General features: G+C 56.0%; 14 protein-coding genes. 11 read left to right on the forward strand and 3 right to left on the reverse strand.

Translation table 11 applies throughout. From position 1 onward, the window contains the following. Positions 1 to 70: 70 nt before the first annotated feature. Positions 71 to 325 (forward strand): ribbon-helix-helix domain-containing protein, encoded by a 255-nt coding sequence (locus AUP42_RS19530; protein ID WP_062953278.1) that lies wholly within the window; start codon positions 71 to 73, stop codon positions 323 to 325. Beyond that, complete coding sequence (asnB, locus tag AUP42_RS19535) at positions 325 to 2,244, forward strand: asparagine synthase (glutamine-hydrolyzing) (RefSeq protein WP_062953279.1); 1,920 nt, start codon at positions 325 to 327, stop codon at positions 2,242 to 2,244. The genes AUP42_RS19530 and asnB overlap by 1 nt, the downstream gene beginning before the upstream one ends. 130 nt (positions 2,245 to 2,374) lie before the next feature. Here asnB and AUP42_RS19540 read toward each other — a convergent pair whose 3' ends face one another. Beyond that, the gene (locus tag AUP42_RS19540) at positions 2,375 to 3,469 is read right to left on the reverse strand and encodes a response regulator (RefSeq protein ID WP_062953280.1); all 1,095 of its coding nucleotides are present in this window, start codon (positions 3,467 to 3,469) and stop codon (positions 2,375 to 2,377) included. A gap of 276 nt (positions 3,470 to 3,745) precedes the next feature. Here AUP42_RS19540 and AUP42_RS19545 point away from each other — a divergent pair, with 276 nt between their 5' ends. The 8 genes from AUP42_RS19545 (at position 3,746) to AUP42_RS19585 (ending at position 13,740) form a co-directional block, all read left to right on the forward strand. Beyond that, positions 3,746 to 4,648 carry a MurR/RpiR family transcriptional regulator gene (locus tag AUP42_RS19545; RefSeq protein ID WP_062953281.1) on the forward strand — a complete coding sequence of 301 codons (903 nt, stop codon included), beginning with the start codon at positions 3,746 to 3,748 and terminating at the stop codon, positions 4,646 to 4,648. Next, complete coding sequence (locus AUP42_RS19550) at positions 4,645 to 6,006, forward strand: aspartate aminotransferase family protein (protein WP_062953282.1); 1,362 nt, start codon at positions 4,645 to 4,647, stop codon at positions 6,004 to 6,006. The genes AUP42_RS19545 and AUP42_RS19550 overlap by 4 nt, the downstream gene beginning before the upstream one ends. Further along, entirely contained in the window at positions 6,006 to 6,836 is an 831-nt protein-coding gene (locus AUP42_RS19555; protein WP_062953283.1) for a 3-keto-5-aminohexanoate cleavage protein, read from the forward strand. Before AUP42_RS19550 ends, AUP42_RS19555 begins: the two co-directional genes overlap by 1 nt. 205 nt (positions 6,837 to 7,041) lie before the next feature. Then, positions 7,042 to 8,019 carry a TAXI family TRAP transporter solute-binding subunit gene (locus AUP42_RS19560; RefSeq protein ID WP_062953284.1) on the forward strand — a complete coding sequence of 326 codons (978 nt, stop codon included), beginning with the start codon at positions 7,042 to 7,044 and terminating at the stop codon, positions 8,017 to 8,019. Between the two features lie 208 nt (positions 8,020 to 8,227). Continuing rightward, complete coding sequence (locus AUP42_RS19565) at positions 8,228 to 10,819, forward strand: TRAP transporter permease (RefSeq protein ID WP_062953285.1); 2,592 nt, start codon at positions 8,228 to 8,230, stop codon at positions 10,817 to 10,819. Positions 10,820 to 10,833: 14 nt separating this feature from the next. Then, entirely contained in the window at positions 10,834 to 11,262 is a 429-nt protein-coding gene (locus AUP42_RS19570; RefSeq protein WP_062953286.1) for a universal stress protein, read from the forward strand. Between the two features lie 730 nt (positions 11,263 to 11,992). Further along, positions 11,993 to 12,862, forward strand: a complete 870-nt coding sequence (locus AUP42_RS19580; protein WP_062953288.1) for a formylglycine-generating enzyme family protein — start codon at positions 11,993 to 11,995, stop codon at positions 12,860 to 12,862. 137 nt (positions 12,863 to 12,999) lie between these two features. Next, positions 13,000 to 13,740 carry a DUF6969 family protein gene (locus AUP42_RS19585; protein ID WP_062953289.1) on the forward strand — a complete coding sequence of 247 codons (741 nt, stop codon included), beginning with the start codon at positions 13,000 to 13,002 and terminating at the stop codon, positions 13,738 to 13,740. A gap of 77 nt (positions 13,741 to 13,817) precedes the next feature. Here the strand turns inward: AUP42_RS19585 and AUP42_RS19590 are convergent, their stop codons facing one another. Beyond that, complete coding sequence (locus tag AUP42_RS19590) at positions 13,818 to 14,213, reverse strand: c-type cytochrome (RefSeq protein ID WP_062953290.1); 396 nt, start codon at positions 14,211 to 14,213, stop codon at positions 13,818 to 13,820. Positions 14,214 to 14,479: 266 nt separating this feature from the next. Between AUP42_RS19590 and AUP42_RS19595 the strand changes: the two genes are divergently transcribed. Then, positions 14,480 to 15,619, forward strand: a complete 1,140-nt coding sequence (locus AUP42_RS19595) for a DUF2336 domain-containing protein (protein WP_062953291.1) — start codon at positions 14,480 to 14,482, stop codon at positions 15,617 to 15,619. Between the two features lie 129 nt (positions 15,620 to 15,748). On the opposite strand, the gene AUP42_RS19600 is transcribed toward AUP42_RS19595, so the two are convergent. After that, positions 15,749 to 17,140 (reverse strand): TRAP transporter large permease, encoded by a 1,392-nt coding sequence (locus tag AUP42_RS19600; protein ID WP_062953292.1) that lies wholly within the window; start codon positions 17,138 to 17,140, stop codon positions 15,749 to 15,751. Positions 17,141 to 17,150 lie beyond the last annotated feature (10 nt).

Here is a 17,150-nt window from a genome sequence, read left to right on the forward strand (position 1 = left end):
CTTATCATGATCGGGTGACGCCACCGGCATGATGATCGAGTTGCCGAGGATTGGGAAGATATACAGGCCGATGAGTAGCGACGTTCGCAAAAGATCTGTGACAATTGCCGGACACCGGACGAGTTTCTCGCTTGAAGATGCGTTCTGGTTCGAACTTCAGGGCATCGCCACACGGCGCGACATGGCCATTGCCGAACTGGTGGCCGAGGTTGACGAAGGCCGCGACGGCAACCTTTCAAGTGCCCTGCGGTTATATGTACTGGCGGATTTGCAGGGGCGGCTGGCTGAAAGTCCAGATACCCAAAATATTCCGGAAGATATCTGATGTGCGGCTTGGCGGGGACGACGACGGTTGAGGACCGGGATCGTGTGTCTGTTGCCCTTCGTGCGCTTACCCATCGGGGACCTGATGATGAAGGGTGCTGGTCTGATCGCGCGGGTGCTGTAACGCTTGGCGTGCGTCGGCTGATCACAACCGATCCGGGGATGGCGGCAAACCAGCCCCTGATTTCACCCGATGGTCGGTTTGTCTTTGCTTTTAATGGTTATATCGCGGGGCATCGGCGGCTGATTTCTGGACTGCGTGACCAAGGACAGCAGGTTGAATGTGACAGTGATGCGGCGCTGTTTCTGACGGTTCTTGGTAATGCCCTGCGTGATGGTGGTGATCCTGCCAAAGCGCTTGCCGATCTTTCAGGGCAGTATGCCTTTGCGCTTTGGGATTGCGTCTTGCGGCAACTTTGGCTGGGGCGTGATCCGGTCGGGATAAAGCCGCTTTATTTTTCCGAATATGGCAGCGGGAATGTGGCGTTTGGGTCCGAGTTCGCAGCCCTTCGTTGCATCGTACCGGCCATGCCGGACCAGAATGTTTTTCCGCATTATCTTGCCCATCTGTTTGTGCCTGCACTGGCGACCGGCTTTGCCGATATCCGGCAGTTAAGGCCGGGAGAGCTGATTTGCTGGCAGGATGGCAAGATTGATAGCCGGATGATCCGGCCAGCCGTTCGCCACCGAGCTGCTGGTGACAACACAGTTTCCGACTTGCGCCGGGCCATTCGCCAGTCGGTGGCGGATGCGATGGATGCGGATCGCGAAGTCGGGACGCTTTTGTCCGGTGGGATGGATAGCGGGGCGATTGCGGCGATGGCATCAGACGTTGCGCGCGAACGCGGGCAAAAGCCGCCGCCGGGATTTGTCATGCAATTTGACAGTGCCGAGATGGATGAAACGCCGCGGGCACAGCAATTGGCAAAGCATCTGGGTATGGAGTTGCACATTGTTGCGGCACCTGACAGACCAGAGGAAATTCTGGCGCATCTGAATGATGGCCTGCGGGCTTTTGGGTCGCCCTTTGGCAATCCGTCGGTTGTTTTGATGCAGGCATTGAGTGCGGTGGTATCAAGGCATGTGCCGATCTGCCTGGCCGGGGATGGCGGGGATGAGCTGTTTGGCGGTTATCCGCGCTATCGGGCGGCTGCGATGTTCGGCGCGTGGCAGTCTGTTCCGGATTTTATCCGACGCAAGATGGCAGGCAATATTGCCCGGTTGCTGCCGCGCGGGGGTGCGCGGTTTGTTCGGGGCGGGCAGGGGGACGCACAAAGGGCGTTTCAATACTGGAATGATCGTTGCGGATTGGCGGAATTGGGCGCGCGGTTAGTGGTACCCGAGGATTTGCCGGACGGTGATTTGTGCGACCGGATGATGGCGTTTGACCGGCTGGTGACCTTGCCGGGCAATCAACTTGCCATGTCGGATAGATGCGGCATGGCGTACGGGCTGGAATACCGGGTGCCGTTACTTGGTCATGAGGTGATGGCAATTGCCGGGCGTGTTGCCGCACAGGGGCATCTGCGTGGCGGGGCGAAGTCGCTGTTGCGTGCGGCCATTGCGCCGATGATGCCGGATGGTTACCTGAGCGCAGCTAAAGTCGGGTTCAATCCGCCAGTATCGGACTGGCTGGCAAAACTTGGTGGCCTTTTGTGGGGGCGCGAGGCCCGGATTATCGAGATGCTGTTTGCCGATCTGCCAATAATGGATCGTACGCGGCAGGATTACTGGCGCAGCGCAACACGGCATGGCGAGCAGGATATGGCGCTTGGCCTTTGGGCGTTACTTGTCTGGCGGATTTGGCAGACACATCTTGCAACGGATCGCAGGGCAGAGATCAAGTATGCAAAAGGCAGCGTGGATGGATCGATAAAGGCGGCTGTTCAAGCAGAAACGTTGCCCGAGGCAGCGATGTGAAAATCGTGCATTTGATTTGGGCTTGGGATTCGGCTTGGGGCTCAGTCCTTAATTCTGCCTCTGCCTTAAGCTTAACCTCGGCCTCTGTAAGAGGTGTGGCCGGGGTGGCGAGTGTCGTCGTGAAGGCAGGTTATTGGGTTCTTTGCGGATTTCCCCAGCCGCGTGAACGGCGATAAAGGTTAAGTGCTGTCAGGGCCGTCGGTGCGAGTTGCACGACCTGGCGTGACAGAGCGAGGATGCGGCCTTCGTCGATATCGTCTTCTTCAAAGAAATTCTGCGTCGTTTCGCAAAGGTCGGAAAGCTGGCGCAGGCCAAAGGTGCCCGATGTGCTTTTAAGCACATGGACCTCGTCGCGCACGGTTGCGAGATCGTCGCTGGAAAGGGCGTTATCGATCTTGACCAGACGGGTCTGGGTTTCATTGATGAAAAGATCAATGCCGCAAGACGCCCCTTCGTCCCCGGCATCGGCATAAAGCTGTTCCAGCGTGCGGATATCAAGAACCGGGCTTGCTGGCGGGTCAAGCCGTTCCGGGCGGCTGAGGCGCGCGCCCTTGGAACGCAGCACGGGCGGCGGTGAAAGTCGCGCGGTTGGCGTCGCACCGTCCGGGGATCGGCTGATGAGGTCGCGAATGGTATCAAGAAGCTTGGTCCGCTGGATCGGCTTGTTGATGAATTCGTCCACGCCGGACTGACGCGCAATCACGTTCCAGTCGCGCGACTGGTGGGCGGAAAGGGCGATGATCGGGGTCTGGGCGACCGGGCCCTGCATGTGACGGATGCGGCGCGTTGTATGCAGGCCATCCATATCGGGCATTTCGACATCCATCAGGATCAGATCGGCAGTAACCCCACGGCGCAGCATGTTCAGAACCGTCTGGCCGTTGGTGGCCTCGACAATGCCGTATCCTTCGGCCTGCAGGATGCGGCGTGCGACCATGCGGTTGCTTTCGCTGTCATCGGCGATGATGACGGTACCGATTTTGGAATCATTGGCCGATGCGGGGAGCTCAATCGGGTGGGTGAGCTTTGCCTGCGGTTTGACAAAGCAGACGGAAATCATCCCGCCATCGGCAAGCTCGGTCTCGGAAAACAGCAGGTCTTCTTCGGCGACGCCGGTAATCAGCTGTTCCCATGCGGGGTTCGCATAGATAATTCGTTCATTGCCGTCAAAAAGGGCGATGCCCGCAGTTGTCTGCGCCAGTGCATCGATCAGCTGATTATTCATTGGCCACCTTATCGATTCGGTGCCCAGTCCCGTATCGCGGGTATAGTTTTGTATCCTTATATGAAACGGGAGCGTTTCATCCGCGAAGCCGGTATTGTTACATTTTTTTCTTATAAGTCCATGTTTTTTACCAATCCCGGCACGCAATACCGTTTTATTGATGAAACAGTTCGCGAAACAAATGTTTCATGAAAATATTAATATGAAACATTTGTTGTAAAATCTGGGCTGCTGTGGCGTAGTTTTTCGATCAATTGACCACAGGAACGCAGGAAAATGGGTGTTTACACCGATTTGCGCGAAAAGCTGATTTCGGACTATGCAACGCTGAGCCCGCAGATGCAGAAGGCGGCGCGCCATATCCTTGATCATCCCAATGATGTTGCCCTGCGATCGATGCGCGCGCTTGCGCGGGCGGCGAATGTCCCGCCCAGCACGGTCACACGCCTGATGGCGGCCATCGGGGTCGATACATGGCAGCAGTTCCGTGACAGTTACCAGAACCGGTTGCTTGACCTTCCGGCAAGTTACGCGTACCGGGCCCGTGCGTTGCAGAACAGCGAAGCCGATATCCATCGTGATACGCATCTGCTTGAAGACATCGCGCAGGCCGAAATTGCCAATATCGGTCAGGCATTCGGCCCGGAAATGTGTGAACGCATGAAGGATGCCTGCGAACATATTGCGCGCGCCCGTCAGGTATTTGTTGTCGGACGCGGGGCGGCCTATCCGGCGGCCTATCAGTTTGCCTATGCCTATCGTCTGTTTAACGACAATGTCGTTCTTGTGGACGGTCGTTCGGGCGCATTTGGCGATCAGTTGCGGGGCATTGGCCGGCGCGACATCCTGATTGCGGTGGGCGCACGGCCCTATATCCGCGATACGGTGCGCGCGGTCGAGTTTGCGCACAATCAGCATTGCCCGGTGATTGCGGTCTGCGATTCAGATGTGGCGCCGATTGCAATGGATGCGGTGATCAAGCTGGCCGTGTCCGACAGATCGCCGTCCTTCTTTCAAAGTTTTACCGCCAGTGTTTCGGTCATGCAGGCGCTTGTCGCGCTTCTGGTCGCGCGCGGCGGGCAAAAGGCACTGCAACGGATTGCCGCAGCAGAAGAACAACTTGCGGCTTTTGACACCTATTATGACGAAGCCGATCCCACACGGAATTCCAGATCATGACACAGCCCCACAGCAAACCCGAAACCTATGTCCTCCATCGCAGCAGTGTGGCGACCCCGCCGCGCGCGGTGCGGGGCGAAGGCATTTATATTTTTGATCAGAACGGCAAAAGTTATCTTGATGCCTGCGGGGGTGCTGCGGTTTCGTGCCTTGGCCATTCCGATCCGGCGGTGCGTGCCGCCATGCATGCCCAGATTGATCAGATTGCCTATGCGCATTCGGGCTTTTTCTCGTCCGATGCGATGGAAGAACTGGCCGAAGACCTTGTCACCCATGCCCCCAACGGCATTGCCAAGGCATATTTCGTTTCGGGCGGGTCCGAGGCAACCGAGGCCGCCCTTAAAATGGCGCGGCAGTATTTTCTGGAAATCGGGCAGCCGGACCGGAAATACGTGATTGCGCGTCGCCAGTCCTATCACGGCAATACGCTGGGCGCGCTTTCGGTTGGCGGCAATATGTGGCGTCGCAAACAGTTCGAGCCCCTGCTGATCACGGCAAGCCATATCGCGCCCTGTTATCAGTATCGCGACCAGTTGCCGGACGAAAGTGACGAGGCATATGGTTTGCGGGTCGCCAACGAACTTGAAACCGCGATCCTTGAACTGGGGGCAGATAGCGTTGCCGCCTTTGTTGCCGAACCGGTGGTTGGTGCAACATCCGGTGCGCTGGCACCGGTGCCGGGATATTTCAAACGCATCCGCGAGATTTGCGATCAGTATGGTGTATTGCTGATCCTTGACGAGGTCATGTGCGGCATGGGGCGAACCGGCACCCTGCATGCGATTGAACAGGAAGGTGTTGCCGGTGATTTGCAGACCATCGCCAAGGGGCTTGGTGCCGGATATCAGCCGATTGGCGCGATCCTGGTGTCGAAGAAAATCGATGATGCGATTGCCAATGGATCGGGTTTCTTCCAGCACGGCCATACCTATCAGGGGCATGCAACCGCCTGTGCGGCGGCACTTGCAACCCAGCGGACCATTCGCGAACGCGACCTTCTGGCCAATGTCGTCAAGCAGGGCGAATTGCTGGCCGATGGGCTGCGCGAACGGTTCGGGCAGCACCCGTTTGTCGGCGACATTCGGGGCCGGGGACTGTTCCGCGGTGTCGAACTGGTCGCGGATCGCGAAACCAAGGACCCGTTTGATCCGTCGCGCAAGATCAACGCCAAAATCAAGAAGGCGGCCTTTGCCCGCGGATTGATGGCCTATCCGATGGGCGGCACGATTGATGGCGTGCGGGGCGACCATGTGCTGTTTGCGCCACCCTTTATCGTGACCGAGGATGATGTTGCGAAGATTGTCGATCTGTTTGAATTGGCGATGAATGATGTCTTTGCCGCCGAGGGACTTTCGTAATGTCGTATGGCGATACCCCGTTTCTGATCGCATCGGCCCCGAATGGTGCCCGCAAGACCAAGGCAGATCTGCCCAATATTCCGATAACCCCGGTCGAACTGGCCAAGGAAGCCGCCAACTGCAAGGCCGCCGGGGCGGCAATGATGCATCTGCATGTGCGTGATGACGATCAGAAGCACAGCATTGATGTGGGACGTTATCGTGAAATGCTGACCGAGGTCAGGGCCAGTGTCGGGGATGACATGCTGCTTCAGGTCACGAGCGAGGCGGTCGGCATGTATAGCGCGCAGGACCAGATGGCGATGATTCGCGGGCTTGTGCCCGAAGCCGTTTCAATCGCGGTTCGCGAAATTGCGCCGGAAAATGCCGACCTGAACGAACTGCGCGATTTCTTTGCCTTCATGCGCGAGGCAAATATCCTGCCGCAATTCATCCTGTATGCCCCAGAGGACGTGACCCGCTTCAACCAACTTGTCCATGATGGAGTCATTCCCGGTGAAAAGCTGCCGGTGCTTTATGTTCTGGGCCGTTACACCACAGGGCAGGTGTCCGATCCCAAGGACCTTTTGCCGTATCTTGGGACATCGCCCTTCGTGTCGGAATGGATGTTGTGCGCATTCGGGGCGCATGAAAATGCCTGTGCGCTGACGGCTGCCGGATTGGGTGGGCATGCGCGTATTGGGTTCGAAAATAATCATCTTTTGGTTGACCGTTCCCGTGCGGTCGATAATGCTGCTTTGATCGTTCAGGCGCGCGAAGGTGCGCATCTCATGGGTCGTAGTGTTGCGACCGGCGATCAGGCGCGAAAGATCATGCAACCGCAGTGGTAGCCTGCGGCACGCCAATGAAAACAGACTGGATACTTTTGTAAAAGTATCAGGGGGTTTCGGGGTTATAGGGTTTCAATTCTTGGGGCTCGTCATTATAATCCCATCGCCGAAACATCTGATTTATCTGATGTTTCCATGTTTTTCTGCTGTATCTTAACGGTACGGTTGAAAACTCTATAACAGGGTGTAAAGGGAGCTAATCCTGATGAAGAAACTTATCGCTGTAGCGGGTGCCATTGCCACCTTGGCAGGTGCGTCGCTGTTCGCCGGACAGGCATCGGCACAGGAAAACCGTTTTATCACCATCGGTACCGGTGGCGTGACGGGCGTTTACTATCCGACCGGTGGCGCGATCTGCCGTCTGGTCAACAAAGACCGTAAAGAGCACGGCATTCGCTGCTCGGTCGAGTCTACCGGTGGTTCGTCGTACAACATCAACACCATCCGTTCGGGCGAACTGGATCTGGGCGTTGCCCAGTCTGATATCCAGTACTATGCCCTGCATGGTGAAAAAGCATTCAAGGAAGTCGGTCCGTTCGAAGACCTTCGTGCCGTCTTCTCGATCCATCCGGAGCCGTTCACCGTTGTTGCCCGTGCAGATGCCGGCATCAAAACCTTTGATGACCTCAAAGGCAAACGTGTCAATATCGGTAACCCGGGTTCGGGTCAGCGCGACACCATGGACATCGTGATGAATGCCAAGGGCTGGACCCTTGACGATTTCGCACTGGCATCCGAACTGAAGCCGGCCGAACAGTCCCAGGCACTTTGCGATAACAAGATCGACGCGATGATCTATACCGTCGGTCACCCGTCCGGTTCGATCCAGGAAGCCACGACTGCCTGTGATTCGGTTCTGGTTGAAGTTGCCGGTCCGGAAATCGAGAAACTGGTTGCCGACAACCCGTATTACCGTGTGGCCACCATTCCGGGCGGCATGTATCGCGGTAACCCGGACGACGTTCAGACCTTCGGTGTCGGCGCGACCTTCGTATCCTCGACCGCAACCGATGCAGACATCGTTTACAACGTTGTCAAAGCAGTCTTTGAAAACTTCGACGACTTCAAAAAGCTGCACCCGGCATTTGAAAACCTCGTCAAAGAAGAAATGGTCAAAGACGGCCTTTCGGCACCGCTGCATGACGGCGCTGTCAAATACTACAAAGAAGCTGGCCTGATGTAAGACGGGCTGAAACGGGGGGCACGGCGTGCCTCCCGTTTCATTTTTCTTGCGCCCCCGAGGGCATCATAAAATTCTGTCAAAGTGGCACACAATGATGTGCCGAAATGTTCCGTGGGCGACCGGGTAAGTGTCGACGGAGGTTTTTTGTTTCTGGGCTATCGGTTTGGGCCGCCCGAAACAGAAACCGCGTTCAGACCGGGAGTTTGCAATGACCGACGATAAAAGCGCGACACAGGGTCCATCGGACCAGGATCTTCAGGATCTTATCGCGGAAAATGATACCGGCGCGCGTCAGCCTACCGGCATGACAGCACGCATTTTGCTGTATGTCGCCGTGGCATGGTCGCTGTTCCAGCTTTGGCTGGCATCACCACTGCCCTACATTTTCAGTTTTGGTGTTTTCAACTCGACCGAAGCACGGTCGATCCATCTGGCATTCGCCGTGTTCCTGGCGTTTCTGGCCTATCCGGCCTTCAAGAATTCGCCGCGAAGCTATATCCCGGTTCTTGACTGGGTTCTGGCAGCCGCCGGGGCGTTCTGTGCCCTTTATATCTATATTTTCTATCGCGAGCTGTCATCGCGTCCGGGCTTGCCGATTACGCAGGACCTTGTGGTGGCCGGTGCCGGTCTGGTGCTGTTGCTTGAAGCAACGCGGCGCGCGCTTGGCCCGCCCCTCATGATTGTGGCGATGGTGTTCCTTGCCTATGTTTTCTTTGGCAATGCGCCATGGGTGCCCGATGTTTTACAGTGGGCCGGGGCGAGTTTCTCCAAGGCGATGTCGCATCAGTGGATCACGACCGAAGGCGTGTTCGGGATTGCGCTTGGCGTTTCGACCAGCTTCGTGTTCCTGTTTGTGCTGTTTGGCTCGTTGCTCGATAAAGCCGGGGCAGGCAACTATTTCATCAAGGTGGCGTTTGCCGCCCTTGGTCACATGCGCGGCGGCCCGGCAAAGGCAGCCGTTCTGGCATCGGCAATGACCGGGCTTATTTCCGGTTCATCGATTGCCAACGTGGTGACGACCGGAACCTTCACCATTCCGCTTATGAAACGTGTCGGTTTTTCTGGCGAGAAGGCCGGTGCGGTGGAAGTCGCATCCTCGGTCAATGGTCAGATCATGCCCCCGGTCATGGGGGCTGCGGCCTTTTTGATGGTGGAATATGTCGGCATTCCCTACCCGGAAGTCATCAAGCATGCCTTCCTGCCGGCGACGATTTCCTATATCGCGCTGATCTATATCGTCCATCTCGAGGCGCTTAAGGCCAATATGAAGGGCCTGCCGAAACGTCAGACATCGACCGTGCAGCAAGTGCTGATCCGTTCGCTTCTGTTCGTGCTGTCGCTGGTTATTCTTGCGGGTGTGATTTACTACGCGATCAATTTCCAGAAACAGATATTCGGTAACGCGGTTGGCTGGGTTGTCGCGGTCGAATGTGCTGCGATCTATTTCGCCGGTCTTTATTATGCGGCGAAATATCCCGATCTTGAACTGGATGATCCTAACAAACCGGTGCTGGAGCTTCCGGCGCTGGGCGAAACCGCCAAGTCCGGCCTGCATTATCTGCTGCCGGTCGTGGTGCTGGTCTGGTTCCTGATGATTGAACTGAAATCACCCGGATTGTCGGCCTTCTGGGCGACTGTTCTGATGCTGTTCATCATGCTGACCCAGCGTCCGGTCAAGGCGTTCTTCCGCAAGCAGCCGGATTATATGGCAAGCGTAAAGGAAGGCATTGCCGATGTGATTGACGGTTTTGCCACCGGTGCACGTAACATGATCGGGATCGGCGTTGCGACCGCGGCTGCCGGTATCATCGTGGGCACGGTGTCGCTGACCGGGATCGGTCAGGTGATGGTTGAATTCGTGGAACTGATTTCGGGCGGCAATCTGATGCTGATCCTGATCTTTACCGCTATCATCAGCCTGATCCTTGGCATGGGGCTGCCGACGACGGCGAACTATATCGTCGTGTCGAGCCTGATGGCACCGGTGATTGTCGAACTTGGGGCTGCGAACGGTCTGATCGTGCCGCTGATTGCGGTACATCTGTTCGTGTTCTATTTCGGCATTATGGCCGATGTGACGCCGCCGGTCGGTCTGGCATCCTTTGCCGCGGCTGCGGTTTCAGGGGCCGATCCGATGAAGACCGGCTTCGTCGCATTCTTTTACAGCATGCGGACGGCTGCCCTGCCGTTCCTGTTCCTGTTCAACACCCAGCTTCTGATGATCGGGCTTGATCATCCGCTTGATGTGGTGATGGTGATTGTCGTTTCGACCATTGCGATGCTGGTCTTTGCCGCAGGGACGATGGGGTATTTCTTTACCCGGTCAAAACTGTGGGAAAGTGCGGCACTTCTGCTGATTGCCTTTACCCTGTTCCGTCCGGGTTTCTGGCTTGATCTGCTGGAGCCGCCCTATGAAAACCTGCCCGCAACCGAGATTGTTGAAAAGGCGGCCGATATGCCCGCCAATACCAGCATTCTTCTGGATGTCGAGGGCATTAACCTGGAAGGCGATGAAGTCACCAAATCGGTGATGTTGCCATTGGGGCCGGAAGCATCGGGTGAAGATCGTCTTTACAATGCGGGCATTGCGGTTCGCACCGAAGACGGCAAGGTCTTTATCGATGATCTGGTGTTTGGTGGCCCGGCCGAGAAAGCGGGACTTGATTTCGATTTTGAAATCACCGCGATCAAGATCGAAGCCGACCGCATGCCCAAAGAGGTGTTCTTTATCCCGGCATTCATCGTGCTGGGCGGGATCATCGTGTTGCAACGCCGTCGCCGTCGTGCCGAAGCGGCCTAAGGAGGGCCAAGTCCATGTATAAGGATATTCTGGTTACAGTGGATCTTGATCATGACTCGTCATGGAAAAAAGCCATTCCGGTCGCCATCAAGCAAGCCCAGGCATTCAACGCGCGCCTTCATGTCCTGACCGTGGTTCCCACGGTCGGGATGTCGATGGTCGGGCAGTTCTTTCCGAAGGGTTACGAGAAAAAGGTTCTCGATGCCTATAACGAAAGGCTGCATCAGTTCGTGTCCGAACATATTCCGTCCGACCTTAAGGTCCAGCATATCGTGGGCCAGGGAACGGTTTATGAAGTGATCCTGAAAATGGCGAAAAAGACCAATTGCGATCTGATCGTCATCGGGGCGCATCGCCCGGAATTGAAGGATTACCTTTTGGGACCGAACGCCGCGCGCGTTGTACGTCATGCCGATTGTTCGGTGATGGTTGTTCGCGACTGATTGCGATCAACCCTGTCAGACAGATAAAAAAGGGGCAGTGCGGATCGCACTGCCCCTTTTGCATGTCAGGCCGACATACCGGATCGGTTATTTGGCAGCGCAGGGATTTGCCGCACACGGATTTGCCGCACAAGGATTGGAAGCTGCGCACGGGTTGGCAGCACACGGGCTGCAAGGATTGACAACCTTTTTCGCAGCACAGGGATTTGCGGCACACGGGTTGGCAGCGCAAGGATTTGCCGCACACGGATTGGCAGTACAGGTCGCGACTTCTGCGGTCGGGGTCGGAAGCGGGGCTGCCTGTGCCATCGGGGCTGCCATTGCAAGGCCGGCGCCAACGGCAATCGCGGGGATCAGAGCCGTCTGGGAGAAGATGCTGGATTTTTTGGACATGGATTGCCTCACTGATTAAGCGTTCATTTCGATACGATTGCCCGGACGCTTGAATGTTTGTCGTCCGACGGAGGCCAATATGCGCCAAATCGATTGGCCCGAAACGTCACATGGTTTCACTGTTGTGTGAGAGAACCGTGTGAGAGAAGCGGTCAAAAGATGCTTCGGGTTGAACGGACTGCGTGCAATTTATGTTTCATTTTTTATGCTTTGGTATCAAAACGATTGAAAAACCGATAGATTTTCCACATTTAAGAAATCAGGGATGCAGGTAGCGGAGCATGGCGCGCGGTTGAATAAACCGTGAGAACAGCCGTCACGGAGACCGGAACAGACAATGAAAAAACAATACAGTCACATGTTCGGGGGGCTTTTTGCAGCCGTTCTGGCCGCAATATCGTTGCCCGGTTCGGGATTGGCGCAGTCCGCGGACGTACCCATGCCCGATGTGGCGGAAATTCCGGCCGGTTGGTTCTTTCAGGGGTCGGACGGGGTCGAGCGGCAATATGCCTATCAGATCGACGAACAGGTCTATGGCCATGATGTCAGCCGCCGCAATCGCTGGTACGATGTGGAAGTCGATAAATGGCGTATCTATCTGCCCGACTATTTCATCATGAAAACAGCGGTCACCAATGACCAGTATGCCGCCTTTATCCGCGATACGGGGCGTGATGCGCCTGATATCAGCGAAGAGGATTGGGAAAGTCTTGGGCTGATTTACGGGTACGATGCGACACGCCCGTTTGCATGGAAAAACGGCGAACCACCACGCGGCAAGGGAAACCATCCGGTTGTTCTGGTGTCATGGCGCGATGCGCAGGATTATGCCAGATGGCTGAGCGAAAAGACCGGCATGAAATGGCGGCTGCCCGAAGAGATTTACTGGGAAAAGGCGGTTCGTGGCCCGGATGGCATTTTTTATCCGTGGGGCAATATCTATGATCCGTTGCAGTTAAACAGTGCCGATCGCGGCCCGTTCGATACCGTGCCGGTCGGGCAGTTTGAACCGGGCCCCTATGGATTGTATGACGGGGCGGGGCAGGTGTTTGAATGGACCGCCACCAGTTCGCAGGCCGGATACCGCATTGTTAAGGGCGGATCCTGGGATGACCGTGGCTGCGGTGTCTGTCGCCCGGCGGCGCGCCATGGCAGACCGGAACATATGCAGCATATTCTGATTGGTTTCCGGTTGATGTACGAATAGCACCTGCTGTGAAGCATGCTTGCACATTGCGACAGAATCACTAATTCTTGAACGGGATTAATTGGCCGTCATGGTCAGGGACGGGTTATTTCTGCCGTTGCGGATAGGGTTCTCATCGCAAGGTTACTGGTGTTGGAATGACCGAGATTGCAATTGACTGGACATCGCTTCCGACAGGACGGCTTGAACGGATGCTGGCCGCGGGGCGCGATGTTATGGAATGCCACCGGGTTTTGACGGTGACGGGCGACAATATTGTCGGCGAACTGATCAAGACGGGTGGCACATTTTACGAATGGTCGCATTATCCCGAAGGGGATGTCTATGATCGCAATTCGCACGCCCAGTTCTATTATCATGCCCACCCCAAGGACGAGCAGCGAGACTGGAACGAGCATGGACATTTCCATACGTTCCTGCGCCCGCGCGGCATGCCTGCCGGGTCCAAACCGTTACCGATCGAAGGATTTGACTATCCCGAAGGTCCGAATGACGCGCTTTCGCATCTGGTTGCGGTATCGATGGATGAATACGGTTTTGCCCAACGCCTGTTTACCACCAACCGCTGGGTCACCGGCGAGGTCTGGTATGATGGTGAAACCGTGGTCAATATGCTGGAAAACTTCATCATTGATCATGCGCAGCCCTCCTGGCCGGTCAACCGCTGGATATCGGGGATCATCTTTTTGTACCGGCCGCAGATCGAACAGCTGATCCGGCTGCGCGATGTGGCGATCCGTGAATGGCATGAAAAATATCCTGATCGCGACGTTTACGAAGATCGTGATCTGGAAGTGACATCGACCATCGATATCCGGGTCGAGGAACAGATCCGCGCGATTACCGAGGAACTCGGTCGGCGTCGTGCCGCGGCGTAATATCGTTCTGATAAATGAAAACGGCCAATGCGGATGCACTGGCCGTTTTTTATTCCGGTACCGGATATCGAAAGGGCTTAGTGCGCTTTCAGATATTCGATGACATCGGCAATCTCGTCTTCTTTTTTCAGCTTGAAGGTCATCTTCGAACGTTCCTTGGAGCCCGCGATTTCGCTGAGCTTTTCGGACGGGTCCTGAAGGTAGTCGACGAGGAAGGCTTCATCGATGGTGAAACCTTTGTCACAAGCTGCCTGATAGCCCTTGCCGTATTTGTAATCGGCGACATGGCCACATTGTGCGCCGAATGAACCGGCCAGCGACGGGCCGACCTTGTTCTGGCCGGGTTCCACGCTGTGGCAGGCAGCGCATTTCTTGAATACCTTTTCACCGTTTGCAGCGTCACCGGCCATTGCTGGTGCCATGCCAAGCACGGCCATTGTGGCGGCAATGGTAAGTGTTTTGGTCAATTTCATATTGCGGGCCTCTCTTGGTCTGCAGTGATAGGGTCCCCACTGCATTCTGTCGTTGGTTGGTTCCCAAGTGAACCGAAAAACACAAACAGGAGCAAAAATTCGCTTTTCGTTAAAAAAGATGGGCTTACTGTTGAGTTTCCCGAATTCGACACGACATTTACCACATGCAGGAACTGAATAATTTGCGTTTAGTCAATCGGCCCTACGGTGTATAAAGATATACGAATGGTTGGCAGCCGATTGCTTAGCGTGCCGGGAGAGCTCCATTGCCGCGTATAACCAAAGAAGATCTTAACAACCTGATCCAGGACCCTTCCGGGAAGAATCGTGCCGAAACGGCCGACAAGATCAGCCGTGAATTTTCTGCCGAAAGCCTGAGCGACAGCGAACGTGTCCTTGCCGAAGACATCTTTCGCCTGATGGTGCGCGATGCCGAGGTGCGCGTGCGCAAGGCATTGGCCAAGAACCTGAAGCAGACCCCGCTGGTGCCCCATGATGTCGCTGCGACTTTGGCGCGCGATGTGGATGACGTGGCCCTGCCGATCCTGAAATTTTCCGAAGTCCTGAATGATGACGATCTGGTCGACATCATCGGTGACAATACCGACAGCGTTGAAAAGCAGCGTGCCATCGCATCGCGCCCGCATGTGTCGGAAATCGTTTCCGCGACCCTTGTTGATATCGGCCACGAAGACGTCATGGTCGATCTGATTTCAAATGACGGTGCGCAGATCAGCGAACGGTCATTGCAAAAGGTTGTCGACGAGTTCGGCGAGAATGAACGCATCCAGAAACCGATGATCGAACGCAACCATCTGCCGATCACGATTGCCGAACGGCTGGTGACGCTGGTGTCGGACCGGATGCGATCGGAACTGATTGCGCGCGGCCATATCCCCGAGGGGATTGTCAACGCGGTCATGACCCAGTCGCAGGAAAGTGCCACCATCGGGCTTCTGGGCGATGGCGCGGAAGAACGCGATGTCGAATTGCTGGTCGAACATCTTCATACCAACAATCGTCTGACCAGCGGATTGATCCTGCGTGCGCTTTGCATGGGGGATGTTGCCTTTTTCGAGGCCGCCCTTGCGCGTCGTGCCGGGGTATCGCTGATAAATACCCGCATTCTGATCCATGACAGCGGCCCGTTCGGGCTTGAAGCGATTTATAACAAGGCCGAAATGCCAGCCCATTTCTTCCCGGGGGTCCGGGCGGCGGTGGAAGTGGCACGTGAAACCGACCTGGATGGCGGGGAACGCGACCGGGAACGGTATTCACGCCGGATGATTGAACGGGTTCTGACCCAGTATGGTGATCTTGGTGTCGAATTCGATTCAGATGATGTCGATTATCTGATGGGCCGCATGCTGCAATTGCCAAGCGAGCGGAACCTGCCGCAGCAATAGTCCGGCATCCCTTTGGACATTAAAGATTACAGCCGCCCTTTCAGGGGCGGTTTTTCTTTGTGCCGCAGGTGGCGGAAACAAAAAAGGCGCCGTTTGCACGGCGCCTTTGATGTGTCAGGGGCAGGCCCCCTATTCAAGTAGGGTATTGGGCATCCAAAGTGCCAGTTCCGGGAAATACATCACCAGCAACAGCCCGATCACCTGCAGGATCACAAAGGGAATGATACCCTTGTAAATCTGCTGGATAGAGATCGATTTTGGCGCGACACCCTTGAGATAGAACAGGGCAAACCCGAATGGCGGTGTCAGGAAGCTGGTTTGCAGGTTCACCGCAACCATGACGGCAAACCATGTCAGAACCTGTGTTTCGGTTGGTCCGACCCCGGCGACGGAAAGATGGTCGCCGAAATCAAGCTGCGCAATGACCGGTGCGAAGATCGGCAAAACGATCAGGGTGATTTCCACCCAGTCGAAGAAGAAGCCAAGCACAAAGACAATCAGCATCAGCAGGAACAGAACGCCCCATGCCCCAAGGCCCGCACTGTCAACCAGATCAATGACCAGATCATCCCCGCCCAGTGACCGGAACACATAGGAAAAGACCGTCGCACCGGCAAACAGGAAGAACAGCATCGCCCCGGTCAGGGCCGACCGTTCACAGACGTCTTTAAGCACATCCCATTTCAGACGGCCCTTGACCAGTGCCAGGAAAGTGGCACCAAGCGCGCCAACACCTGCGGCTTCGGTCGGGGTGGCAAAACCGGCAAAGATCGAGCCCAGAACCAGCACAATCAGAAAAACCGGCGGGATGAAGCTGCGCAGCATCATGCGCACCATGTCAGTGCCATGCACCGCTTCGGCGTCGGGCAGCGGCGGGGCAAGATGGGGCTGGAGCTGGCAGCGGACAAAGATGTAGATGGTATAGAGCGATGCCAGCAGAAGGCCCGGAATGATGGCCGCCAGAAACAGGTTGCCAACAGAAACCGACATCAGGTCAGACATCAGAACCAGCATGATGCTTGGCGGGATCAGAATGCCAAGCGTACCCGATGCCGCAATCGTCCCGGTCGCAAGCGACGGATCGTAATTGCGGCGCATCATGACCGGCAGGGCCAGCAGGGTCATCATCACGACCGACGCACCGATAATGCCGGTGGTGGCAGCCATGATCGTGCCCATCAGGGTAACCGACAGCGCCAGACCGCCGGGAACCTTGCGCATCAGCACGTTAAGACATTCAAGCAGGTCTTCGGCAACACCGCTTTTTTCCAGCATCGTGCCCATATAGATGAACATCGGCACGGCAACCATCACCATGTTTTCGGCGATGCCACCCCAGATGCGCGATACGATGTTGAAGAATTCAACGAATGAAAAGACGTCATAGGCCATGCCAAGGAAGCCAAAGGCGATCCCGATGCCCGAAATGACAAATGCGACCGGCAGCCCCGAAAAGACCAGAATGCCCAGCGAGGCAAACATGATCAGCGGAAACCAGTCTTCGATATAGAAGTTTTCCATTTGGAATTAT

Origin of the sequence: Thalassospira lucentensis, assembly GCF_001613805.1 — a bacterium.
GTDB lineage: Bacteria > Pseudomonadota > Alphaproteobacteria > Rhodospirillales > Thalassospiraceae > Thalassospira > Thalassospira lucentensis_A.